20 protein-coding genes are annotated in these 24,989 nt (G+C 30.0%); 19 read left to right on the forward strand and 1 reads right to left on the reverse strand.

The genetic code is table 11. The annotated features are described in order from the left end of the window. The first annotated feature begins 21 nt into the window (after nucleotides 1-21). The 19 genes from FA046_RS01845 to FA046_RS01935 all read left to right on the forward strand — a co-directional run bounded on the left by FA046_RS01845 (nucleotide 22) and on the right by FA046_RS01935 (nucleotide 22,506). Nucleotides 22-594, forward strand: coding sequence for a DUF3109 family protein (locus tag FA046_RS01845; protein ID WP_136825303.1), 573 nt, complete (start codon nucleotides 22-24; stop codon nucleotides 592-594). Between the two features lie 62 nt (nucleotides 595-656). After that, nucleotides 657-1,529, forward strand: coding sequence for a glucose-1-phosphate thymidylyltransferase RfbA (gene rfbA, locus FA046_RS01850; RefSeq protein ID WP_136824658.1), 873 nt, complete (start codon nucleotides 657-659; stop codon nucleotides 1,527-1,529). Between the two features lie 182 nt (nucleotides 1,530-1,711). Next, complete coding sequence (gene gmd, locus FA046_RS01855) at nucleotides 1,712-2,851, forward strand: GDP-mannose 4,6-dehydratase (protein ID WP_136824659.1); 1,140 nt, start codon at nucleotides 1,712-1,714, stop codon at nucleotides 2,849-2,851. Nucleotides 2,852-3,084: 233 nt separating this feature from the next. Next, on the forward strand, nucleotides 3,085-5,589 hold the full coding sequence (locus FA046_RS01860; RefSeq protein WP_136824660.1) for an SLBB domain-containing protein: 2,505 nt from the start codon (nucleotides 3,085-3,087) through the stop codon (nucleotides 5,587-5,589). A 4-nt stretch (nucleotides 5,590-5,593) separates the two neighbouring features. After that, nucleotides 5,594-6,661, forward strand: a complete 1,068-nt coding sequence (locus tag FA046_RS01865; protein ID WP_136824661.1) for a Wzz/FepE/Etk N-terminal domain-containing protein — start codon at nucleotides 5,594-5,596, stop codon at nucleotides 6,659-6,661. Next, on the forward strand, nucleotides 6,658-8,166 hold the full coding sequence (locus FA046_RS01870) for an oligosaccharide flippase family protein (RefSeq protein WP_136824662.1): 1,509 nt from the start codon (nucleotides 6,658-6,660) through the stop codon (nucleotides 8,164-8,166). Before FA046_RS01865 ends, FA046_RS01870 begins: the two co-directional genes overlap by 4 nt. Nucleotides 8,167-8,211: 45 nt before the next feature. Further along, a complete protein-coding gene (locus FA046_RS01875; protein ID WP_136824663.1) occupies nucleotides 8,212-8,958 on the forward strand; it encodes an NDP-hexose 2,3-dehydratase family protein in 747 nt (248 codons plus the stop codon). Between the two features lies 1 nt (nucleotide 8,959). Then, entirely contained in the window at nucleotides 8,960-9,649 is a 690-nt protein-coding gene (locus FA046_RS01880; protein WP_136824664.1) for an NDP-hexose 2,3-dehydratase family protein, read from the forward strand. Continuing rightward, nucleotides 9,649-10,617: a Gfo/Idh/MocA family protein gene (locus FA046_RS01885; RefSeq protein ID WP_136824665.1), complete on the forward strand. Its 969-nt coding sequence runs from the start codon at nucleotides 9,649-9,651 to the stop codon at nucleotides 10,615-10,617. The genes FA046_RS01880 and FA046_RS01885 overlap by 1 nt, the downstream gene beginning before the upstream one ends. Next, nucleotides 10,610-11,527 carry an NAD-dependent epimerase/dehydratase family protein gene (locus FA046_RS01890; protein ID WP_136824666.1) on the forward strand — a complete coding sequence of 306 codons (918 nt, stop codon included), beginning with the start codon at nucleotides 10,610-10,612 and terminating at the stop codon, nucleotides 11,525-11,527. Before FA046_RS01885 ends, FA046_RS01890 begins: the two co-directional genes overlap by 8 nt. A 12-nt stretch (nucleotides 11,528-11,539) precedes the next feature. Further along, nucleotides 11,540-12,781 carry a glycosyltransferase gene (locus FA046_RS01895; protein WP_136824667.1) on the forward strand — a complete coding sequence of 414 codons (1,242 nt, stop codon included), beginning with the start codon at nucleotides 11,540-11,542 and terminating at the stop codon, nucleotides 12,779-12,781. 2 nt (nucleotides 12,782-12,783) lie between these two features. Then, complete coding sequence (locus FA046_RS01900; RefSeq protein WP_136824668.1) at nucleotides 12,784-13,554, forward strand: glycosyltransferase family 2 protein; 771 nt, start codon at nucleotides 12,784-12,786, stop codon at nucleotides 13,552-13,554. 16 nt (nucleotides 13,555-13,570) lie between these two features. Then, complete coding sequence (locus tag FA046_RS01905) at nucleotides 13,571-14,848, forward strand: O-antigen ligase family protein (RefSeq protein WP_136824669.1); 1,278 nt, start codon at nucleotides 13,571-13,573, stop codon at nucleotides 14,846-14,848. After that, nucleotides 14,845-16,092 (forward strand): glycosyltransferase, encoded by a 1,248-nt coding sequence (locus tag FA046_RS01910; protein ID WP_136824670.1) that lies wholly within the window; start codon nucleotides 14,845-14,847, stop codon nucleotides 16,090-16,092. The genes FA046_RS01905 and FA046_RS01910 overlap by 4 nt, the downstream gene beginning before the upstream one ends. Before the next feature lie 14 nt (nucleotides 16,093-16,106). Beyond that, on the forward strand, nucleotides 16,107-17,072 hold the full coding sequence (locus FA046_RS01915; protein WP_136824671.1) for a GDP-mannose 4,6-dehydratase: 966 nt from the start codon (nucleotides 16,107-16,109) through the stop codon (nucleotides 17,070-17,072). After that, a complete protein-coding gene (locus tag FA046_RS01920) occupies nucleotides 17,069-18,196 on the forward strand; it encodes a glycosyltransferase (RefSeq protein WP_205943588.1) in 1,128 nt (375 codons plus the stop codon). The genes FA046_RS01915 and FA046_RS01920 overlap by 4 nt, the downstream gene beginning before the upstream one ends. 14 nt (nucleotides 18,197-18,210) lie before the next feature. Beyond that, nucleotides 18,211-19,605, forward strand: coding sequence for an undecaprenyl-phosphate glucose phosphotransferase (locus FA046_RS01925; RefSeq protein WP_136824672.1), 1,395 nt, complete (start codon nucleotides 18,211-18,213; stop codon nucleotides 19,603-19,605). A 10-nt stretch (nucleotides 19,606-19,615) separates the two neighbouring features. Next, the gene (locus tag FA046_RS01930; RefSeq protein WP_136824673.1) at nucleotides 19,616-21,208 is read left to right on the forward strand and encodes a gliding motility protein RemB; all 1,593 of its coding nucleotides are present in this window, start codon (nucleotides 19,616-19,618) and stop codon (nucleotides 21,206-21,208) included. A 17-nt stretch (nucleotides 21,209-21,225) separates the two neighbouring features. Beyond that, a complete protein-coding gene (locus tag FA046_RS01935) occupies nucleotides 21,226-22,506 on the forward strand; it encodes a glycosyltransferase family protein (RefSeq protein ID WP_136824674.1) in 1,281 nt (426 codons plus the stop codon). A 429-nt stretch (nucleotides 22,507-22,935) separates the two neighbouring features. Here FA046_RS01935 and dxs read toward each other — a convergent pair whose 3' ends face one another. Then, a complete protein-coding gene (gene dxs / locus FA046_RS01940) occupies nucleotides 22,936-24,867 on the reverse strand; it encodes a 1-deoxy-D-xylulose-5-phosphate synthase (RefSeq protein WP_136824675.1) in 1,932 nt (643 codons plus the stop codon). Nucleotides 24,868-24,989: the final 122 nt, after the last annotated feature.

Raw genomic sequence — 24,989 nt, forward strand, 5'->3', positions numbered from 1 at the left:
TTAAATATGAAAGAGAAAATAATGATTGAGGTAGGCGGGCATTTAGTTTCTGAAGAATTGATTAAAGAAAACTTCATTTGTCACTTAGAAAAATGTAAAGGAGCTTGTTGTATTGAAGGAGATGCCGGAGCACCATTATCAGCAAGTGAAGTGGCTATTTTAGAAGAAATATACCCAGCAGTGAAACCTTACATGACCGCTAAAGGTATTCAAACCATTGAGGCAGTTGGCACTTCTGTAAAAGACTTTGATGGAGATTTAACCACTCCTTGTGTAGACACCAATAAAGAATGTGCGTATGTGATTTGGGAGAATGGCATTACAAAATGCGCCATTGAAAAAGCTTATGAGGATGGAAAAATAAATTGGAAAAAACCAATCTCTTGTCACCTCTACCCTATTCGCTTAACAGAATATCCAGAATTTGACATGTTGCATTATGATAGGTGGAGCATTTGTAGTACGGCTTGCAGTTTTGGTGATGAGCATCAAGTTAAGGTTTATCAATTTTTGAAAGATCCGTTGATCAGAAAATATGGTGAAGCTTGGTATCAAGAACTAGAAGAAAATATTATTGCTTTAAATCAGGCATAATTTTTTAGCTTTGTCGCACTTATGTTAAAATATTTAAATTTTAATCCTTAAAATCAATAAAATTGAAAGGAATTATACTTGCAGGTGGCTCAGGCACCAGATTACACCCATTAACACTAGCAGTAAGTAAGCAAATGATGCCTATTTACGATAAACCGATGATTTATTATCCTTTATCAACATTAATGTTAGCTGGAATTAATGAAATCTTAATTATTTCTACCCCTCATGATTTGCCGGGTTTTCAAAAGCTATTAGGTAACGGAGAAAATTTAGGATGTACATTCTCTTATGCCGAACAGCCTTCACCTGATGGATTAGCACAAGCTTTTATCATTGGTGCAGATTTTATTGGCGATGACGCTGTAGCCTTAGTTTTAGGAGATAACATTTTCTTTGGAGACGGAATGGCTAAATTAATGCAAACCAATAATGATCCAAAAGGTGGCGTAGTATTTGCCTATCCGGTAAACGATCCAGAGCGTTACGGAGTAGTAGAGTTTGATGAAAATAAAAATGCCATTTCAATAGAAGAAAAACCAACACATCCAAAATCTAATTATGCAGTCCCAGGACTTTATTTTTATGATAATGAAGTGGTAGAAATAGCAAGCAATATTAAGCCCTCCCCAAGAGGTGAATTAGAAATTACGGATATCAATAGAGTATATTTAGAAAGAGGTTTATTAAAAGTTGGTTTATTAAGCAGAGGAACTGCTTGGTTAGATACCGGAACCTTTGAATCTTTAATGCAGGCAGGGCAATTTGTTCAAGTAATTGAAGATCGCCAGGGATTAAAAATTGGCTGCATTGAAGAAATTGCTTTTCGCATGAATTTTATAGACGCCAACCAACTGCGTAAATTGGGCCAGCCATTAATTAAAAGTGGTTATGGTAAATATTTGATAGACATTGCCAACGGGAAAATCCTGTAACGGTTTTCACCCTGAGCGGAGTCGAAGGGATTTTAATAGGTTTAATAGAGTGCTTCAACTCCGCTCAGCATGACAAAAGATTTAGAACAGCGTTAAAAGAAACAACAAACATAACAGGAAGAAGAATTTAAATTGAAGACACATTCAAACAATCCAAAATTCCAATCCTCCAAACAAAAAAAATGAGTAAAGTTGCCCTTATCACAGGAATCACCGGACAAGACGGTGCGTATTTAGCTGAATTTTTATTAAAAAAAGGCTATCATGTACATGGTTTAAAAAGAAGATCTTCACTATTTAATACCGATAGGATAGATCATTTGTATCAAGATCAACATGAAGAAGGGGTGAAATTGACCCTGCATTACGGAGATTTAACGGATTCTACCAATTTGATTCGTTTAGTTCAAGAAATACAGCCAGATGAAATTTACAATTTGGCAGCTATGAGCCATGTAAAAGTAAGTTTTGATACGCCAGAATATACCGCTAATGCGGATGGTATTGGAACATTAAGAATTTTAGAAGCGGTAAGGTTATTAGGTTTGACTCAAAAAACCAGAATTTACCAGGCATCTACTTCAGAATTATATGGTTTAGTACAAGCTGTACCACAATCAGAAACTACTCCTTTTTACCCAAGATCGCCTTATGCTGTAGCTAAAATGTATGCTTACTGGATTACGGTAAATTACAGGGAAGCCTATAATATGTATGCTTGTAATGGGATTTTATTCAATCATGAAAGTCCTATCAGAGGGGAAACTTTTGTGACACGTAAAATAACCAGAGCAGCCGCTAAAATAGCCATGGGCCTACAAAACTGTTTGTATTTAGGGAATTTATCTTCTCAAAGAGACTGGGGACATGCTAAAGATTATATAGAAGCCATGTGGTTAATTTTACAACAAGAAAAACCAGAAGATTTCGTTATTGCAACTGGCGTAACCACTACAGTAAGAGAATTCATCAGAATGAGTTTTGAAGAGTTAGGGATTACCTTAGAGTTTTCAGGAAAAGATGAAAACGAAAAAGGAGTGATTATTGATGTAGATCAAGAAAAAGCTAAGGAATTAGGTTTAAATATAGATTCATTAAAATTAGGGCAAACCGTAGTAAAAGTAGATCCTAAATATTTCAGACCAACTGAAGTAGAATTACTTTTAGGTGATCCTACCAAATCAAAAGAAAAACTAGGTTGGAAATTGAAGTATGATTTACCTGCTTTAGTAAAAGATATGGTTCATTCTGATTTGCATTTGACTAAAAAAGATCAATATTTGAAAGATGGTGGTTATCAAACCATGAATTATTTTGAGTAAAAAATTGTCATGCTGAATTTATTTCAGCATCTCACTTGCAAATCATTGATTTACAGAGCGTTGATTTTGAAAGGGCTGTCACCCTGAGCGGAGTCGAAGGGTAATTAACGGGTCAAATGAGCATAAGGGGATTCAACTCCGCTCACCCTGACAAAAAAATTGAGGTTAAACAAAATGTCACCCTGAGCGGAGAAGGGTAAGTTAGAACATTATAAGTATTACATAATCGATAAATGAACATCAAAAGAATATTTTTCTGTCTAGTTATCCTTATAGGTTTAACCTATTCCAATATAGGTCATGCCCAAAGCGTTAATCAACAAAACTTCAGTAATGTAAGAGTTGATGATTTAACCGATGACCAAATCAGACAGATTGTAAAGAACATCGTTTCTTCTGGGATGTCTGAATCTCAATTAGAACAAATTGCAGCAGCAAGAGGAATGCAACCCTCCGAAATTCAAAAACTAAGAACAAGAGCTAATGCGCTAAATGCTAAAAGTTCTTCCACTGGTGCAGCAGATGCTACTGTTAAAGGAAAAGATGGGAGTAGCAGCAGAAGCTTTGAAGGGGAAGTTTCTACCATAGCCAGTTCTGATCAAAAAAAGACAGAAACCGAAGCAGATGCAGCCTTACAATCTTTAAAATCTAAGATTTTTGGGAAAGAGCTTTTTTCTAATGCCTCCACCACATTTGAGCCAAATTTGCGTTTAGCAACCCCTTTAAATTACATTATAGGGACTAATGATCAATTGTTAATTGATATTTATGGCTATTCTGAAGTAAGCTATCAACTAACCGTAAGCCCAGAGGGAACAATTAACATTCCTTACGCTGGAGTAACACAAGTAGGTGGTTTAACTATAGAAGCAGCTACTTCCCGTATCAAAAACAAACTATCCACCATTTATAGTGGGTTAAATACAGGAAACACTAAACTAAGCGTAACCTTAGGAAATATTAGAAGTATCAAAGTGATTTTAACGGGCGAAGTGATGAAACCAGGCACCTATACCTTACCGTCCTTAGCTACTTTATTTAATGCTTTGTATTCCTCTGGTGGTCCTACAGAAAATGGTTCTTTTAGAAATATTGAAGTCATTAGAAATGGAAGAAAAATAGCAACGCTTGATGTGTATGATTTCTTATTAAAAGGCGAATTAAAAAATAACATTCGCTTACAAGATCAAGATATTATTAGAATTCCTGTTTATCAAAAAAGAGTAGAAATAGTAGGAGAAATTAAAAGACCCGCTATTTTTGAAATGAAAGATGATGAGGATTTAAATACTCTTTTAAGTTTTGCAGGAGGATTTACCGAAAGAGCTTATCAAGCTAGAATTAAAGTATTAAAAAACACCCCCACTGAGAGAAAAATTAACGACATTACTAAAGAACAATTTTCTACCTATAGCCCAGAAAGTGGTGATAAATATTTTGTAAATGAAATATTAGACCGTTTTGAGAACCGAGTGACTTTAAATGGTGCTGTATTTAGACCTGGTGAATATGAGTTAGAACCCGGTTTAACTCTTAAAAAATTAATTGAAAGAGCAGAAGGTTTAAAAGAAGATGCTTTTAGAAACAGAGCTTTTATTACCCGTTTACTACCTGATAACCAAACGGAACTGGTTTCTTTTGATCTTCAAAAAGTGATGGATGGAACAGCAGAAGATATTATTTTGAAACGTGAAGATCAAATTTCCATATCCTCCATATTTGATTTAAAAGAAGAATTTCAAGTCACCATTAATGGAGAAATTAGAAGACCAGGGCAATTCAAATATTATGAAAACATGAGTTTAGAAGAGCTCATCATATTGGCCGGTGGTTTAAATGTTTCAGGTTCTAACCAAAGAATAGAAATTGCCAGAAGGGTCATCAATGATAATCAAACCGCTATTTCAGCAGCCGCAAAAACTGCTCAAATCTTTCAAATTGATGTCAATAAAGTATTAACCGTAACTGATGCTAAATTTGTTTTACAGCCTTTTGATATCATTACCATTAGAACAATACCTGGATATGAAGTCCAAAAGCAAATAAGAATAGATGGCGAAGTTTTATATCCAGGAAATTACACTATAGTAAGAAAAAATGAAAGAATCTCTGATTTAATTAAGAGAGCAGGAGGCTTAACAGAGCTCGCCTATACTGATGGTGCTTCTTTAAAAAGAGCTGGCGCTTTTGAATCTCAATTGGAAAAAGAAAAAGAAGATCAAAAATTGCAACAATTCAAAAAAATCCAAAAAGATGCTAAAGATTCTACGGCATTGTCATTAGATAATGTAGCCTCCAGAAACAGCTTTGTTGGCATTAACTTAACAGAAATCATCAATAAACCAGGAAATAAAAAGGACTTGTTTTTAGAAGACGGAGATATTTTGAGCGTCCCAAAAGAATTACAAACGGTAAAAGTAAGCGGAGAGGTTTTGTCTGCAAATACAGTAATATACACTAAAACGAAAAGCTTTAAGCAATACATCACTAATGCAGGTGGTTTTGGACAAAATGCTTTAAAAGGCAGGTCTTATATTATTTATGCAAATGGTTCTGTAAGAAGCACAAAAAAATTCCTGTTGTTCAACAATTACCCAATAGTTAAAACTGGTTCAGAAATTTTTGTACCAAAAGCTCAAGATAAAAGAAAATTAACTGCCACAGAAATTGTCGGCATAACTTCCGGATTGGCTTCATTTGGCGCTATTGTATTGGGAGTAATGAATCTATTGAATTAAAAAGATGACTCAAGAAAATACAAATTTTCCTTCAGACGAAAATATTTCCCTCAGAGAACTAATAATTATTTTTAAGAAATGGTATTTATTATTGTTAAATAAATGGAAAACGATTCTTTTAGTTAGTTTTCTTGGAGGGTTGCTAGGTTTAATATTAGCGATTATTATTAAGCCAACTTATACAGCAGAAACAACTTTTGTACTAGAAGAAGGTGACAAAACTAGTTTGGGACAATATTCCGGTTTGGCTTCTATGGTCGGTTTAGATTTAGGAGGAGGAAGTGGTGGAGTATTTCAGGGAGATAATATTCTTGAATTATATAAATCAAGAACTATGATTAAACAAACTTTATTGACTAAAGATACTTTCAATAATAAGTTGCAATTTTTAATTGATAGGTATATTCAGTTTAATAATTTACGAGAAAAGTGGAGAAATCAAAAGGAATTGAGTGAAATTACTTTTGATACGAATTTTTCTAATTACACACGATTACAAGACTCTGTTATTGGGAAAATAACAGAAACCATTAATAAAAGTAGTTTAATGGTAAGTAAACCAGATAAAAAACTCTCTATTATTAATGTGAAATTTAAGTCTAAAGATGAACTATTTGCAAAATCATTTACAATGAAAATTGTTTCAAATGTTAATAAATTTTATGTCCAAACCAAAACAAAAAAATCATCAGAAAATTTAGCCATATTACAACATCAGGCTGACAGTATTAAATCGGCATTAAACTTTAGCATATCGGGTGTTGCTTTAGCCACTGATGCAAATCCAAATACTAATCCTGCCTTTCAAACTTTAAGGGTGCCATCTCAAAGGAAACAAGTGGAAGTACAAGCTAATCTAGCAGCGTATCAAGAGATATTAAAAAATTTAGAAATTGCCAAGATAACATTTAGAAAAGAAACCCCACTAATTCAAGTAATTGATGACCCAACTTTACCACTAGACAAGGAGAAATTTGGAAAAATAATTATGTCTGCTATATTTTCATTATTTTTTGTAATTACATATTCAGTAATTTTACTATCAAGACATATAATTAGGAATACATTATGAATATTAGATATAAATTATTGAACAAAAACAACAGATTATTCATTAATGGATTTTTATCTATACTTCAAGTAGTTTTCCTTTCACTATCCTATTTTATAATATACACTTTATTATTAAGAAAATTAGGCCCAACAAAATTAGGGATATGGTCAATTGTATTAGCAACATCATCCGTTGGTGGAGTTGCAAGTGCAGGTTTAACATCAAGTTTAGTAAAATATATTGCAAATTATTCAAGAGAGAGGGATTATCAGAAAATAAATAGCTTAATTAAAACTGGATTAATCTCCTTAACAGTGTTAAACTTATTTATAATTATTATTTTATTTTATTTAGGAAATTTTTTTTTGCCAAAAGTTGTACCCATAACTGAGCTAGCTGAAGTGACATCATTACTACCTCTATCTTTACTTAGCTTGTTGTTAAACACTACAGGAGGAATATTTTTATCTGCAATTGATGGGTTACATTTTTCCTTTCTAAGAAGTGTAATTTATATATTTTCTTCATTACTATTCTTATTGTTAGCCTACTTTTTTATTGATATTTACGGATTAAAAGGAATTGCATTTGCTCAAATTGCACAAGGATTTTTTGTAATAATATCAAGTCTAGGTATAATTAAATCAATATTTATTAAGTTTAGTCTTTATCCTTTAATTTGGGAAAAAAAAGTGTTTAGAAAAATATTTAACTACAGTTTAAATTTTCAAATAATTAGTTTCTGTTCCATTTTCACAGAACCATTAACAAAGTTTTTACTCTCCAAATATTCTGGACTTGATTTTGTTGGTATATATGAGATGGCTAGTAGACTTATAAGTCAGCTTAGATCTTTGATGGTTTCTGCTAATCAAATATTAGTTCCATTTATTTCAAACAAATTTTCAATTGGTAAAAATGCCAAAGACGAAAGCTATCCAATTGTATTAAAATTTTCATATTACATTGCTTGTATATCAATGCTCTTTTTAATTATTTTTTCCCCAATAATTTCATTTTATTGGATTGGTGTTTACAGTGACGTTTTTGTTTACTCAACAATTTTAGTTGGTTTAGCAATGATAGTGAATATAGTAAGTACACCTTCTTATTTTTCAAGCATGGGAATGGGGAAATTAAATGGTATTAAATATTCACATATTGCTATTTTAATAGTTAATGGAATACTAGGATTAATCTTAGGTCCAATTTTTAAAGGTTGGGGAATCTTGGTTAGCTATTCTGTTGCATTAATAGTTGGATCCTTAATCACATTAATTTATTATCATAAAATGTATGATTTCTCAATTAGAGAGATTTTTAAAAAATCAGGAATATTAAGCACTTTATATATCTTTTTATGCTTAATTATAACAACAGTTAGTTATAATTTCAACCTTACTGCGAATCGCTTGATATACTCTATTGTTGCTTTCATAATTTTATCAATCTATATCATATGGATTTATTTTAATGAAGATTATTTAAAATTTAAGATAGATAAATTTATTAAAAACATATAACGCATTTATATATAGATTTTTAATGGATTTTAAACTCACATTTTTATGAACAAAATAAAAGATTTGCAAAAGAACTTAAAATTATCTTTCCCAACACTTTCGATAAATTCTATTGATTTTATTATCTCTTCACTAATTAAAGATGATAGCATTTTTAGTGACGATAATTTTTTTGAGTGGCTTAAAAAATTGAATCAAAAGGTTACATTTAAAACTGAATTTATCTCAATAAAACAGATAGCAAATTGGGAATTAGATCGGAACAATAATTTACACCACATTAGCAAAAAATTTTTTAGTATAATAGGATTAAGCATTAAGGCTCAGTTTAAAGATAAAATTTATGAATGGAAACAACCTATAATTAATCAAGCAGAAATAGGATTTTTAGGTTTCTTATGTCAAAAGAAAAATGGAGTTTTATTTTTTTTAATGCAAGGAAAAATTGAACCCGGTAATGTCAATAAAATACAATTATCTCCAACTCTACAGGCCACTAAAAGTAATTTTACCCAAGTCCATGGGGGTACACCACCCCCATTTCTTGATTATTTTAAAAATCAAATGGAAGGAAAAACAGTATTAGTAGATCAACTTCAATCTGAACAAGGAGCTAGATTCTTGAGGAAAAGGAACAGAAATATGATTGTTAAAATTGAAGAGCAAATTGAAATCGATACTCCAGAAAATTTTTGCTGGCTTACAATTAAACAAATTAAGATGCTTTTAAAATATCCTAATTTAGTTAACATGGATACAAGGACCGTTTTATCGACTATACAAATTATTTAGCATGGAATTATATAAGGATCCGTTCCAAAGGGACATATTTGAGTCTTTAATAAACAGAGATAATCAAACTAATTCATTTGAAAATATAATCAGTTGGTTTACGAACCTCAAAATGTTTGCTAATCTTGAAATTAAAGAATGTAATATTGATGATTTAGATTTCTGGAGTGTTTCAGAAGATTCAATTTCACATAATTCAGGTAAATATTTTGAGGTTTTAGGTATAAAATGTACAGTTGGAAATCGAGAACTTTCAGAATGGTGCCAACCTATAATCAGACAAAGAGAAGAAGGTGTAATCGGGTTTATTGTCAAAAAGATAAATGGAGTTCTCCACATATTAATTCAGGCTAAATTAGAAGCGGGAAATTTTGATATTTTAGAGATGGCCCCTACAGTTCAATGTATCACGGGAAGTTATACAAATCCAGAACATAGTGTTGAGTATTTGGACTATTTTTTAAATAAAAAAGGTATAGTTCACTATGATGTGATTCAATCTGAAGAAGGAGGGCGATTTTTTCACGAGCAAAATAATAATATTGTTATCGAGGTGGCTGAATCCGATTTAAATCAGATTCATCCCAATTTTATTTGGATGACCTTTAATCAAGCTAAAGAATTTATAAAATTCAACAACTATTTTAATATTGAAGCCAGAAGTTTGTTGGCTTGCATAACACCTGTTTAATGGAAAAGATTAAAATTGGAATAATTGGATGTTCGGCAATAGCAAATAAGACGGTAATTCCTACTATTCAAAAAAACAATTTATATGAATTAACCTACTTAGGATCAAGATCTTATGAAAAAGGAAAGTTGTTCTCTGAAAAATTTAATTGTCCATTTGGAAGCTATGATGATGTACTAAATTCTAACAATGTTGACGCTATCTACGTATCTGTTCCTACTGGTTTACATTTTAAATGGGGCAAAAAAGTTTTGCTTTCAAATAAGCATTTATTGTTAGAAAAACCTTTCACATCAACCCTTGAACAATCTAAAGAATTAGTTAAAATAGCTAATATTAATAATAAAATCGCAATGGAAGGCTTAGCATATGTTTATCATCCATGGTTTATAGAATTACAAAAACAACTAAACAATAGAGTGATTGGTGAAATCAAGCAAATTAGTTCGTCTTTTGGCTTTCCTTATTTACTTAAAACTGATATTAGGAATAATCCAGATATTGGAGGAGGTGCAATTTTAGACAATTTAATTTATCCTTTAAGTCTAAGTTTAAACTTACTTGGAGAACCAACCTTGGGAATTTCATATCATATTATTAAAGATAAAATATTAGGGATAGATGAAAGTGGTTTTTTACGCTTAAACTATTTAAATGCCGCTGCAACTTTGACTTATGGTTTTGGCTTTAGTTATAAAAATGAAATTGAGATATGGGGAACTTTAGGTTCAATATTCATTGAAAGGGCATTTACGAAACCACCTGATTTAGAAGCTAAACTTTATGTAAAAATTAATGACTCCATTAAGGAAATATCAATTGGTTACCATGACCAATTTTATTTAATGTTTAATGCTTTCTATCAAAAAATAATTAAACAAGATACCTCAAACAAGAATGAGTCAAAAGACATCATAACAAGAATGAAAATTATATCAGAAATATATAAAAGTACTAAAAATGAATAAAATTGTTTTACTAGGTGCAAATGGTTACATAGGACAACACTTAGCTTCTAAGTTAATAAATGAAAATTGTTTAGAATTATATTTATTTGATATTCAGGAAAAATCAGTGAATAACTTTCCAAATTATTACCAATTAAATTTATTGGAGGATATCCCTGAAGAATATAAAGAAATCATTATATCTGCAAATTATATTTTTCATTTTTCAGGAATAACAGGAACCTTAAAAAGTATCGAATATAACCGGACATACATTAATGTAAACGAAATTGGATTATTAAATATTCTTGATATAATCAGAAAAATTGATGGTATTAAACCTAAAATAATATTTCCATCTACCCGATTAATATATAAAGGCGCTAAGAATACTTTACTTAGAGAGGATGCTGAAAAAGAGTTTAAAACAATATACTCAGTAAATAAATTTGCTTGTGAGCAATATTTAGAAATTTATAAATCTCTGTATAATATTACCTATTGTATACTGAGAATATGTGTTCCATATGGCAATATGTTAGAAAGCAATTTATCTTTTGGGACAATTAGTCATTTTATTAATAAAGCTAAATCCAAAGAAAATATTATAATTTATGGAGATGGGAGCTTAAAAAGAACTTTTACTCATATTGATGATTTAACAAATTTAATAATAAAAGGAGGCTTAAGTAAAAAAACAGATAATCAAACTTTTAATATTGCTAGTAATAATCATCTAACTCTTTTAGAAGTAGCGCAACCTATTGCAACTAAATATAACGTCAAAATAGAATTAAAAGAATTTCCAGAACAAGATTTAATAATAGAATCCGGAGATACAATTTTTGATGGGAGAAAATTAAAAGACATTTTGTTTTATGAATATAAGCATAATTTTAATGATTGGATTAAAAACTTAAAGACGGTGTAATTCCTTAACAAAATGCAAAAACTAAAAGCTATTTTATCACAAGGACATGGCCGCATACAATTAGGTGAAACTAGCGTCTTTTTAAAGCAATCTGGTATTAATGTAAGATTAATAACTGGATGGGTTCCGAGAAAAATCAGCCCTAAATTGGTTAATTTTTTAGGAAAAGTTGTAGGTAGGCCTAATTTATACAAAAGAATAATTATTAGGCAACCTAAAGAATTATCTAATGAAGAAGTAATCAGTTCTTCTTTACCTGAATTTACCTTTTGGTTTTTGATATTACTAAGTAGATTTAAATTTATTAGTGAAGACAACGCCCTGACATTTGGCTGGTTATTTTTAGGATGGCGTTCGAAAAAATACATTAAAGACGCGGAAATATTTCATGTTAGAAGTGGAGCAGGCCAAGGCGGAGCAATTCAAATAGCAAAAAAATTAAAAATGAAAATCATAGTTGATCATAGTATAGCTCATCCTGTTTCTATGAAGAATTATTTATTGAAAGAATATGATAAATTTAACAAAAAATATGACTTGGATCCGAGTACAAAATTCTGGACTCTTGTTCAAAAAGATTGTGAAGAAGCTGACTACATAGTAGTTAATTCTGACTTTGTGAAACAGACTTTTCTAGAAAATGGCTTTGAAAATGAAAAAATAAAGGTAATTTATTTTGGAGTAAGAAAAGATTTTATTGGAATCAAAAAAGATTGGAGAATAAAACTAGGCGAACCTACTAAGTTATTATTTATAGGGAATTTTGGGTTCAGAAAAGGGGCTAGAGTATTAATTGATGCAATTAAAATTTTAAACTCAAGAAACCTAAATGTCCAACTAGATATATTGGGAATTGTTGATGAAATGGGAAGAATTGATATCCCTTCAAACATTAATTTTAGAGGTATCTTTCTTTATGATGAGTTAAAAAACTTTCTAAAAACCCGAGATATTTATGTTTTCCCCACCTTTGCTGAAGGCTCTTCTAGAGCAGCTATGGAAGCAATGGCTTCAGGAATACCAGTAGTTACAACTTATAATTGTGGAGTTCCTATTACACATAATTTAAATGGCATAATAGTTCCGATAGATGATTCAACAACATTGGCAAATGAAATTGAAAGATTAATGTTAAATGAATCTCTAAGACAAACGATAGGTTTAAATGCTTCCAATCTAATTAGGGATTCATACACTTGGGAAATTTATAGAAAAAATATTGTCGAATTTTACAGAGAAATTATTGCTAACTAATTATGCCATACACCCCTTTTATTACTATTATTATAGCTACTTATAATTCGAAATTAAAATTAGAGTCATGCTTGCAAAGTATTTGGAACCAAGACTTTGCAAATTATGAGCTTATTTTAATAGATGGTTTATCAAGTGATGGTACTTTAGAAATAATCTTAAATAATCAAGATAAAATTAATTACTGGATCAGTGAAAAAGATGAAGGTATTTACGATGCTTGGAATAAAGGAATAAGCAAAGCAAAAGGTGATTGGATAACATTTATTGGATCAGATGATTTATTTTACCCTAATGCTTTAAGTGATTATGTAAATTTTATTACTAATTTAGAAGATTTTCAAAAGGTTGAATTTATTTCCTCGAAAATGGACTTAGTAAATTCTAAAGACAAATTAGTTAAGACATTTGGCTTACCTTGGGACTGGAGGATATCAAAATATATAAACACAATTTCTCATCCTGGTTCATTACATAAAAGAAGTCTTTTTGAAAAGTACGGTTTATATAAAACAAATTATAAAATCTGTGGCGATTATGAATTTTTATTGCGTCCAAAGGAAAATCTAAATTCAAAATTTATGAATAAAGTAACTGTTAGAATGGCACAAGGTGGAGCTAGTTTTAATGGGAGAAAATTATTTAATGAGCATTATCATGCTACAAAAAATACTGCTAATATTAACAGTATATATGCATTATATTTTTATATACTTCAAATGAGTAAATACTACATTAAAAATTTATTGCGATTTTTAAGCTTTAATATTTAATCTTCGAAATTTACTTATGTTAAATACAAATGAACTTAATCTTCATAAAACTAATAATTTTACAATTCATCAGTTTTTGATGAAAGCTTTTTTATTTTTTTTACCTTTTTCACAAGCTCTAACTATCAATATCTCATTCCCTTTAAAATTATCAGAAATCTTTCTAATATTAATTGTATTAGTTGAATTATTAAACAGAAAGTTCAATAAAAACACCTTAGACAAAAAAATACTTTGTTTGCTTATACTTTTTATATTTTTCATATCAATTTCAATTGTAGTGAATACATTTTATACATATAACTATCCTTTAGCGGAAGATGCCGTTAGAATAAGTGGTTTAGTTGATAGTCTATTGAAATTTTTTTACGTATTAATGGTAATTATATCACTAATAATTACTTTCAATGCCTTTAAAGAAACCCGTAACCTTATAAATTATTTTTTATTTGGAGCATTTATAGCCTCCTTATACTCATGGTATCTTTTTTTTTCTGGTTTTCTTTCACTCCCAACGTTCATTCTTCCTGGAATTGATAATCCTCAATATATAAACTTAAAGCTTGGTGGAGATTTTATTCGGTCTGGCACATTCACTGAGGGAAATTTCATGGGGTTTTATTTATTTATATCTGCCGTTCTAGCTAAATATTTTACCAAAAATAAGTTGTCTCTTTTTTTTTTCATAACAATTATCACGACTTTTTCTACAGCTTCATTTTTGTGCTCAATTATTTTTTGGTTAATTATTTTTTATAATAAATACAAAAAACATAAAATAAAGATGATTGCTGGACTATTTTGTATTTTCACAATGTTTTCTGTTTTAACAGAATTGAGTCCTACATTTAAAAGTTTATTTTATAATAAGTTATTTGCAACTGAAGAGTCCTTGGAAAACCCCAATGATATCTATTCCAGAGTGGATAGATTAAATACTAGCTATTCAGCGCTTATTATCTTTTATCATAATCCTGTATTAGGAGTTGGACTTGCAAATTTTGGACGACATTTCCGTCATTATAATCCCTTGCCAGAGCTTGATTTGGGCGGTAAAGCTATACCTAATGACATTTATGTAGAAATACTTTCAGAATGCGGAATTTTCGCTTTTTTTATATTTCTCTTATTTTTGAATCAAATATTTAAGAAATCCAAAATAAGTTTAGTGTTATCGTCTGGTTGTTTTGTTTCTTTACTTTATTTTTTTGCATTTCCGACATTCTCAATGTTATTCATTTGGGTTTTCTTTGGGATAATATTATCGACTAATCAACTAAAAATTTCAAATTGAACTTAAAGATCTCAGAAATTAATGTAATTGTGATTAATGATTTCTCCAATATTAATGGTGGAGCTGCTAAGATTGCTATAGAAACTGCAATTGGATTAAGTAAATTTGAATGTGTAAAAGTATATTTTTTTTGCGCAACAGGATCGATAGATCCAGAACTTTTAAATTCCGGAATTGAGGATATATATCACTTGGAGCAAAATGAAGCAATAAAGAACCCTAATAAATATCATGGTATTTTAAATGGCATATTTAATATCAAGTCTTACCAGAAAATAAGCAATATATTAGATAACTTTAATCCCAATAATACAATCATCCATGTGCATGGCTGGACTAAATCACTTTCATTCAGTCCAATTTATGCTTGTTTAAAAAAAAAATTCCATTTAATTATTACGCTTCATGACTTTTTTATTGCGTGTCCAAATGGAGGCTTTTATAATTATCATAAGGCTGAAATATGTACTAAAATTCCATTATCTCTTGATTGCTTGACTACAAATTGTGATTCCCGTAACTACAAAATAAAGCTCTATAGATTCACTAGAACATTTTTACAAAATTTCATATTTAACATTTATAGAAAACAAATAAATCTGATATCACTTAGTAAACTATCCTATAATATTTTAGAACCTTATATTGAAAAATTTAATAACATATCTTTTATTGAAAATCCAATAGATTTAGAAAGAAATGGTAAAGCTGACGCAATAAAAAATACAAATTGTATCTTCATAGGAAGATTGTCTGGGGAAAAAGGAGTGGAGTATTTTTGTGAGGCATTAAAATCTCTAAATCTTCATAATGGAATTGTTGTTGGAGAAGGAGACAAACTAAACGAACTTAAAATTAAATATCCAATGGTGAAATTCTTGGGTTGGAAAACTAAAGAAGAAATATATACCCTCTTAATAAAATCTAGATTTCTAGTATTCCCTTCTGTTTGGTATGAAACCTACGGACTAGTAGTACAAGAGGCTGCATCTTATGGCATACCTAGTATCGTTTCTGACTGTAGTGCTGCAAAAGAATTAGTTACAAACAATTTTGATGGTTTACATTTCCAAGCAAAAAATATTACTCAACTATCAAAATGTATTGACTTATTAATGACAGACAATAATTTGTTGCATAAATTAAGTTTAAATGCTTATTCCAGATTTTGGAATAAAAATAGATCTAGGAGTGATTATTCCACTAAAGTACTTTCTTTTTATAATATGATTTTAAACTCTTAATAAGAGAATATTTAATGAAAAAAACCGCAATAATTACCGGAATAACGGGCCAAGATGGAGCATACTTAGCTAAATTTTTATTAAAAAAAAATTATAGAGTAATAGGTCTTACAAGAGGTTATTCAAATTATAATAATAAAAACCTTTCTTATCTAGAAATAAGTGAATTAATAGAGATTGAAGAATGTGATTTATTAGATTTCTCCAGCTTATTTAAATTAATGCTAAAGTATCAGCCAGATGAGTTTTATAATTTAGCTGCTCAAAGTTCTGTTAGTCTTTCATTTGAACAACCAATTGGTACAATTAATTATAATACTCATTCTGTGCTGTCAATTTTAGAATGTATTAGAATTTTAGGTTATTCAACTAAATTTTATCAGGCTTCCAGTAGTGAAATGTATGGGAAAGTTAAAAATTTACCCGTTAATGAAGATATGCCATTACATCCTTTAAGTCCATATGCCATTTCAAAAGCTTCAGCTTATTGGATTTTGACCAATTATAGAGAGTCTTATGGGATTTATGGAGTAAATGGAGTTCTATTTAATCATGAATCTTATTTAAGAAGCCCCAATTTCTTCATTAAAAAAGTTTTAAAAACATCTTTAGACATCATTCATAAAAAAACTGACAAACTCATTGTAGGTAATATTGATATTAAGCGTGATTTTGGCTACGCAAAAGATTACGTTAAAGCTATGTATTTATCATTACAACAAAACAATCCTGATGATTATTTAATATGCTCCGGCCAATCTCTATTTTTACGAGATATCATCTATTATGTATTTGAAAAGTTGAACATCTCAAAAAGCAAATTATTTGAGGATTCAAAACTTTTTAGACCAACAGAAATAGAGGATATTTATGGAGACAATACAAAGGCAAAAAAACAGCTTGGGTGGGAATACAATAAAACATTTTATGATGTTTTAGATATTTTAATTGACGAAGAAATAAAAAATTATATTATATGAAAATTGCAATTGTACACGATGAGTTATTAAGAAAGGGAGGAGCAGAACAAGTTGTTCGTTGCATGCACATGGCATTTCCTATGTCAAAAATATATACCATGGCATATAATAAGGAACTAACTTATCCTTATTATAAAAGCACAGAAATAGTAACATCTAACATGCAAAAAATTGCAAATAATGAGATCTCTATGAAAAGACTTTTTTTTCCATTTGGTATAATCGCAATGAGAAACCTCAAAATCCCAAATGAAATTGACATTCTTTTAATTTCAACTACCCATGCAGGAAAATATATAAATGTTTCTGACAGGACCATTGTAATAACCTATTGTTACACCCCCTTTAGATTAGTTTGGAGTCCAAATTCATATTCAGAGTATGTTGATAGCAAAGGGGTTAAAAAGTGGATTTTTAATCTAGTAATTAAATTAATAAAAAAAATTGATTTTAAAGCTGCGCAAAGAACTGACTATTTTATTGCAATGACTGAAGAGACAAAGCAAAGAATCAAAGATTCTTATCATCCAAGAAATGAAATAATAATAATAAAACCTCCAGTTAACATAGGTAATTTTTATATTTCACCAAAACAAGGTAATTATTATTTATTAGTATCGCGTCTAGAATTCTATAAAAAAGTTGATCTGGTTATAAAAGCTTTTAACGTTTTAGGATTCAAACTAATAGTAGTTGGGAAAGGGTCAAAAGAAAATGAACTGAAAGAATTAGCTAATGAAAACATTGAATTTAAGCATGGACTAAGTAGTGAAGATCTTGCAAGTATTTATTCTGAAGCAAAAGCATTTATATTTCCTCAACATGAAGATTACGGCATAACCCCTTTAGAGGCTAATGCTTCTGGAAGGCCTGTTATAGCTTATGGTAAAGGAGGTGTTTTAGATACTATGATACCATATACTGATGATGCAAAGAAGGCTACTGCCTTATTTTTTATGGATCAAGAAGTTGAATCCTTAATCAATGCAGTAAGAAAATTTGAGTCCTTAAAGTTTGATAGCAATTTCATAAGAAGACATGCTGAAAATTTTGATGAACCTATATTTATATCAAAAATTCGTAACTTCATCGATGCGAAATACAAAGCTAGTTTAGACAAATAAACTAATTCAAGTCTATGTCATTAATTAAACATAAAGTATACACAATTAGGTTTATTGCTGACATTATATGTCTCATTCTATCTTATTTAATAACTTTTACCTTGATAAGAGTAAAGTTAAATTCATTTTATTTCACCCTTTTAGACTTAGGATTTCTATTATACTTAATTTCAACTTGGTATTTTACCTCAAAATCAAATCAATTATATGATGAATCTAGAAACAGAAAAGCATTTGCAATTGAATTGTTAAAAAGTTTTAATTCTATTTTCTTTCAGGCAATAGCTTCTGGTTTATTTTTATTCACTATAAATTATGAATTATATGGTAGAACTTTCGTAATTATATATATAAGTAGTTTACTTTTTATTATTCCCTCAACCAAAATACTTTTAAAAAGAGGTACACTTTATCTTAGAAAAAGAGGTCAAAATTTAAGGTCAATTATTATAATAGGTGCAGGGAAAACAGGCTTAGATTTTTATAAAACGATTAAACTAAATCCTAATTTTGGTTATGAAGTTATAGGTTTTTTAGATGATCAATCAAAGAAATATATAAGCGCAGAATATCTTGGCAATATAAATCAATTAGAAAATGTCATAAAAACATATCCTAATTTGAATGAAATCGTAATAGCATTACCTAATTATGCCCATGAAAAAGTATTTGAAATTGTAAAAAAAGCCAACAATGGTGGTGTAAGGGTAAAGCTTATACCTGACTATAATTATATACTTTCTAATAGATACACCATTGATATATTTGGTGGTCAACCAGTAATTACCTTAAGACATGAGCCATTAGAAGCTCCACATTTAAGATTTGTTAAAAGATCATTTGATATAGTTTTTAGCGTTTTACTTATTTTACTTGTATTTCCGTGGCTATTTTTAATAATTGCAACATTAATAAAAATTGATTCAAAAGGACCTGTCTTTTTCTTACAGAAGAGATTAGGTAAAGATAAAATACCTTTTTTTTGCTTCAAATTTAGAACTATGAAAACAAATAATACTTCAGATACCTTTCAGGCAGTGAAGAAAGATAACAGAGTTACAAAAGTTGGAGAATTCTTAAGAAAAACAAGTTTAGATGAGCTCCCTCAATTCTTAAATGTTCTTTTAGGTGAAATGTCGGTTGTTGGTCCAAGACCTCACATGATATTGCATAATGAAGAATATTCTAAATTAATATCATCATATATGGTTAGACAACTAATTAAGCCAGGTATAACTGGGTGGGCTCAGGTCAACGGGTATAGAGGAGAAACGAAGCACATAAACGATATGAAAAAAAGAGTGGAATATGATGTTTTTTATTTAGAAAACTGGTCACTTTCACTTGATTTAAAAATTATTTTTTTAACTGTTTGGAATGTATTAAAAGGCGAAGAAAATGCCTATTAAGTATAATAACATGAAAAAAATTATTTTTTTTACCTCATTCTTAATCTTTATAATTCTAAATCAGGCAATTTCTCAAACAAATAATCAATATATACCTTACACTTTTGAATCCTACCATAAGCTAGATAGCTTTTATTATAATAAATATACATGGATTCATACTGCTTTAAAGCCATACTTTAAAAGTGATACAACTGATTTTTTCTCAAAAAAAAATGATACACTAATTGTTTCAAATAAAAGTTGGATTTACAGAAAATTATTTGAAGAACATTTAATTGATTTAAAACGTAAAGATTATACGTTTTACATTGATTTTTTACCCGATTTTCAGTTAGGCAGTTCAAATAAAGAAACAACTTGGCAGAATACCAGAGGATACCAAGTTGGTGGAACTATAGGAAAGAAATTTTCATTTTATACAAGTGGTTACGAAAATCAAGCTCTATTTCCTGAGTATCTAAACCAATATATCTTTAAAACTAATATAGTCCCTGGACAAAGCTATGATAGGACGCCTCAAGATCTTGCCAGAGATTGGTCTTACTCTACTGCGATTTTATCATACACACCGGTCAAATATTTAAATATTACCCTTGCTCAAGATAAATTATTCCTTGGGGATGGTTATAGATCTATGCTTTTATCAGATTATGGATCAAATTATCCGTTTCTGAAAGCTACTGCTAAACTAGGAAATGTACAATACACATCTATTTGGGCTGGATTTCAGGAGCCAAAAGCTAATAAGTTCTCATATGATGCAGGGAACAGAAAAAAAGGAGGAATTTTTCATTATTTAGACTGGAATGTTAATAATCGTTTATCATTGGGATTTTTTGATGCTATAATTTGGGCGGCTTATGATGATTCAGGAAATAGAAGAGGTTTTGATTTTACCTATATTAATCCATTTATTTTTTTAAGGCCTATAGAAGCAATGAATGGATCTCCAGATAATGCATTGATTGGCTTTACATCTAAATACGAATTATCTAAAGGAATTACACTATATAGTCAATTTGCTTTAGACGAGTTTGAAGCAAAGAATTTTTTTAAGAAATCTGGTAGTAGTAGAAATAAATGGGGTATTCAATTAGGAATGAGAGGGGCCAATTTAATTGGAATAGAAAATCTAAATTATTTATTAGAATACAATACTGCTAGACCTTATACCTACTCATCCAGAAATTTAATTGGTAGTTATACTCATTATAGTGAGCCATTAGCTCATCCATTTGGTGCAAATTTTAAAGAGATAGTAGGTTTTTTGAGTTATAATATCAATCGATTTAATTTCATCACAAAACTTAACATAGGTGATTATGGCTATGATATAGGCACAAGTAATTATGGCAAAGATCCCTTTAAACCATACCTTACTGCGGTTAAGCCGTTAGATAATACTATCGCTCAAGGATTAGAAACAAATCTTTTTTTCTTAGATGCAAAAGCTTCTTACCTTATAAATCCTAAAACAAATCTAAGATTAGAAATTGGATCTGTGATTAGAAGAGAATCAAATTCATTAATAAATCATAAAACCAGCTGGATTTCTATAGGACTAAGGAGTAGTTTTAGAAATATTTATAATGATTTTTAGTTTTATGTCTTTTTAATATGGATAATAACGATATTAAGCAAGTCATTTTAATATATCCTTACCTAAGAGAAGAAACTACATCAAAAGCTAGATTTCTTAGCATATTAAATTCTTTAATAGAAGAAAAATTTGATGTAAAAATTCTTGAGTTTAAATATCCATTAAAAAAGAGAATTGGTCTTGGTCATGATGAAGAAAAGAAACCTCTTGATGAATTTGTCGAGGATAGAATTTTGAAGATTAATCCAAGGCTTAATTTTATTCAGAAAATTGTTTTCCTACTAATTAACAAAGGGTATAATCGAACATGGAAATTATTTAATTTTATAAATCAAATTTTAACTGGCAAGGATGTATTTAGTCCCTCTAACTCGAACATTGAGGAGTTAATTATTGCGTTAGCGCCTATCAAAAATGGATATGTAATAGTATTTGGTGGCCCTTTTGGGATATTTACTTATGCTGACAAGCTTTCAAAAACAATAAATTACAGACTTATATTAGATTATAGGGATCCTTGGACTTTTGGTTATTGTGCTTTAGATGCGAATCCCGTAATCCAATTTCTTAAAAAAAAATTACACATTAGTAGAGAGAAAAACCTTTTAGATAGGGCTTCATTGATAATTACAGTTTCCGAAACACTTAGGAATTATTTTCCAAAAAAGTACCAAAAAAAAATTAAGGTCATAATAAATGGAAGCAATTTTGAATATAAACAACCATTAAAGTTTATAGAAGCTGGTACATTTAATATAGTATACCTTGGTACAATTTATAATGAACAATTAAAGGATGGAACTTTTTTTGAGGCAATTAATATTTTTTTAAAAAATAAAAATAGAGCAAAGGTGAAGGTGCAATTTCTTGGAGCGCACTTAAATAAACTATTATTCTCCAAAATTAATGACTACAAATTAAATGATGTTTGTGAGGTAACAAATAGGTTGAAAGCTGAAGAGTTAATCCCCTACTTAAATGATGCATCTTTATTTCTACACCTTAAATACGGTAATAGGTCTGGTATAATTACTTCAAAACAAATGGACTATATTTCATTTAGAAAGCCTATTTTATTACCTAAAACAGATAATGGCGATTTAGAAAAAAGTATTACTGAACATGATGCTGGTTTTGTTTGTAACTCAATTGAGGAAACATTAAACATCTTGGAAAAAATGTGGGTTAAGTTCGAAAAAAATGAAAATTTTAATATCACTCCAAATAATTACTCCAACGAGAACAAAAGACAAAGTCAATCGAAAAGATTTGTTGAGTATATTTTACAAAATGAGTAACCTATTTTATACAATACCAATATACTGGTATTGAAAATTCAATATTAAACCATAATTTTGAATTTAATTACAATTATTTAGAACTATTTAAATAATTGCTATATATAATTGTTTATATTTTAATTGAACGCTCTATTAATTTTTAAATTCACCTATTCTATTCCTAAGAATCGGTATAATTGAATATATGAATTTTAAAAATTTCTGCTAATTAAAATTAAACCTTTTGGATTAAAATACATCTATTATAAAAATACTCTCATGAAAAATTTTACAATAACTACTCAAAACAATATCAGTCACTTTTGGAGCGAACTATCAAAAACCGTTATTTTGCTTATTATTTGTATAACAATTTGGTTCATAACTGATTTAATTTAGGATCAAAAAAACCAATACTTGAAACATACTGGTTTTTTGTTTATTTTATTACCCTACCAAACTCTTCGTTGGTCTGGCCATTACCATTTGCTTCACTTCATAAATAATCGCATGGGCATCATAGCCACATTCGTCCCATAATTCGGCTTGTTCACCATGTTCAATCACAGCATCGGGCATACCTAATCTTTTGATCTCCGCTTTGTATTTATGATCGGCTGCAAATTCTAGTACGGCACTTCCAAATCCACCTTGAATACAACCGTCTTCTATGGTAATGACTTTACTAAATTTAGAAAAAACTTCATGCAGCATTCTTTCATCTAAAGGCTTAGCAAATCGCAAATCATAATGTGCAGGATGATAGCCTTCAGCATTTAATTCTAAACAAGCTTTTACCGCTTCGTTACCAATATGACCTAGAGTTAAAATAGCTATATCTTCTCCATCGCAAATTTTTCTTCCTTTTCCTACTTCAATTTCTTTAAAAGGACGTTTCCAATCTGGCATTACGCCATTCCCTCTGGGATAACGAATAGAAAATGGTCCGCCATGATGTTTGAGTTGAGCCGTATACATCAAATTTCTTAACTCCTCTTCATTCATCGGAGCAGAAACAATCATATTAGGAATACACCTAAAGAATGCAATGTCATAAGCGCCATGATGTGTTGGTCCATCAGCTCCAGCTATTCCTGCCCTATCTAAACAGAAAACAACAGGTAATTTTTGTAACGCCACATCATGCACCACCTGATCAAAGGCTCTTTGCATAAAGCTAGAGTAAATATTGCAATAAGGAATTAAGCCTTGTGTAGCTAATCCAGCAGAAAAAGTGACTGCATGTTGTTCGGCAATACCCACATCAAATGCCCTGTTTGGCATGGCTCTCATCATAATATTTAGAGAACAACCAGAAGGCATGGCTGGGGTAATCCCCATAATTTTATCATTTTGCTCGGCCAACTCTACCATAGTATGTCCAAAAACATCTTGATACTTTGGAGGTTGTGGTTTATCTACCACAGTTTTTTTAATCTCTCCGGTAATTTTATCAAAAAGACCTGGGGCATGCCATTTGGTTTGATCTTTTTCTGCTAATGCAAATCCTTTCCCTTTAATTGTTACACAATGCAAAATTTTAGGGCCTGGAATATCTTTTAAATCATTTAACACTTTTACCAGATGCTCTATATCATGCCCATCAATAGGGCCAAAATATCTGAATTTTAACGACTCGAATAAATTACTCTTTTTTAATAAAGTTCCCTTGATGCTCTTTTCTATTTTTTTAACAATCTCATGAGCGTTCGGACCTAATTCAGATATCTTGCTGAGTACCGCAGATACATCATCTCTGAAACGATTGTAAGATTTACTGGTAGTAATATCTGTAAGATATTCTTTTAAAGCTCCCACATTGGGGTCAATAGACATGCAGTTGTCATTCAAAATCACTAAAAGATTAGAGTTTTCTATTCCTCCATGATTTAAGGCCTCAAAAGCAATTCCTGCTGTCATAGCTCCATCGCCAATTACGGCTACATGTTGACGGTCTGTTTCTCCTTTGTAATGAGAAGCTACAGCCATACCTAAAGCAGCGGAAATAGAAGTAGAAGAGTGACCTACACCAAAAGTATCGTATTCACTTTCTGATCTTTTTGGGAATCCACTAATCCCATTATAAATTCTGTTGGTATGAAAAACGTTTCTTCTACCAGTTAATATTTTATGTCCGTAAGCCTGATGTCCTACATCCCAAACCAATTGATCGTATGGTGTATTTAACACATAATGAAGCGCCACAGTAAGCTCAACAACACCTAAACTAGCTGCAAAATGCCCACCATTAACCGAAACAACATCAATAATATATTGCCTTAATTCTTTACAAATTTCTTCTAACTGATCTTCATTAAATTTCTTTAAATCGGATGGATAATTAATTTGTGATAAGAGAGGCCCCGCCTGAACTTCCATTTTATGCTTAGGATGAATTATAATCTACAAAGTAATAAATTCTTTACTAATTATCATGACAAAGCAAGCCAAATAATGTTTTGCTAAGATGATATTTTTAAAGAATTTTTATGTTTTATAAA

The sequence above is a fragment of the Pedobacter cryophilus genome, from assembly GCF_005116455.1.
GTDB classification, from domain to species: Bacteria; Bacteroidota; Bacteroidia; order Sphingobacteriales; family Sphingobacteriaceae; genus Pseudopedobacter; species Pseudopedobacter cryophilum.

Excerpts from the sequence above, each read along its gene's own strand:
- FA046_RS01905 (WP_136824669.1), top strand. The coding sequence starts at position 13,571 with ATGTTAAATACAAATGAACTTAATCTTCATAAAACTAATAATTTTACA.
- gmd (WP_136824659.1), top strand. The coding sequence starts at position 1,712 with ATGAGTAAAGTTGCCCTTATCACAGGAATCACCGGACAAGACGGTGCG.
- FA046_RS01915 (WP_136824671.1), top strand. The coding sequence starts at position 16,107 with ATGAAAAAAACCGCAATAATTACCGGAATAACGGGCCAAGATGGAGCA.
- FA046_RS01845 (WP_136825303.1), top strand. The coding sequence starts at position 22 with ATGATTGAGGTAGGCGGGCATTTAGTTTCTGAAGAATTGATTAAAGAA.
- FA046_RS01925 (WP_136824672.1), top strand. The coding sequence starts at position 18,211 with ATGTCATTAATTAAACATAAAGTATACACAATTAGGTTTATTGCTGAC.
- FA046_RS01865 (WP_136824661.1), top strand. The coding sequence starts at position 5,594 with ATGACTCAAGAAAATACAAATTTTCCTTCAGACGAAAATATTTCCCTC.
- FA046_RS01920 (WP_205943588.1), top strand. The coding sequence starts at position 17,069 with ATGAAAATTGCAATTGTACACGATGAGTTATTAAGAAAGGGAGGAGCA.
- FA046_RS01935 (WP_136824674.1), top strand. The coding sequence starts at position 21,226 with ATGGATAATAACGATATTAAGCAAGTCATTTTAATATATCCTTACCTA.
- FA046_RS01895 (WP_136824667.1), top strand. The coding sequence starts at position 11,540 with ATGCAAAAACTAAAAGCTATTTTATCACAAGGACATGGCCGCATACAA.
- FA046_RS01860 (WP_136824660.1), top strand. The coding sequence starts at position 3,085 with ATGAACATCAAAAGAATATTTTTCTGTCTAGTTATCCTTATAGGTTTA.
- FA046_RS01870 (WP_136824662.1), top strand. The coding sequence starts at position 6,658 with ATGAATATTAGATATAAATTATTGAACAAAAACAACAGATTATTCATT.
- FA046_RS01875 (WP_136824663.1), top strand. The coding sequence starts at position 8,212 with ATGAACAAAATAAAAGATTTGCAAAAGAACTTAAAATTATCTTTCCCA.
- FA046_RS01880 (WP_136824664.1), top strand. The coding sequence starts at position 8,960 with ATGGAATTATATAAGGATCCGTTCCAAAGGGACATATTTGAGTCTTTA.
- FA046_RS01930 (WP_136824673.1), top strand. The coding sequence starts at position 19,616 with ATGAAAAAAATTATTTTTTTTACCTCATTCTTAATCTTTATAATTCTA.
- dxs (WP_136824675.1), bottom strand. The coding sequence starts at position 24,867 with ATGGAAGTTCAGGCGGGGCCTCTCTTATCACAAATTAATTATCCATCC.
- FA046_RS01885 (WP_136824665.1), top strand. The coding sequence starts at position 9,649 with ATGGAAAAGATTAAAATTGGAATAATTGGATGTTCGGCAATAGCAAAT.
- FA046_RS01890 (WP_136824666.1), top strand. The coding sequence starts at position 10,610 with ATGAATAAAATTGTTTTACTAGGTGCAAATGGTTACATAGGACAACAC.
- FA046_RS01900 (WP_136824668.1), top strand. The coding sequence starts at position 12,784 with ATGCCATACACCCCTTTTATTACTATTATTATAGCTACTTATAATTCG.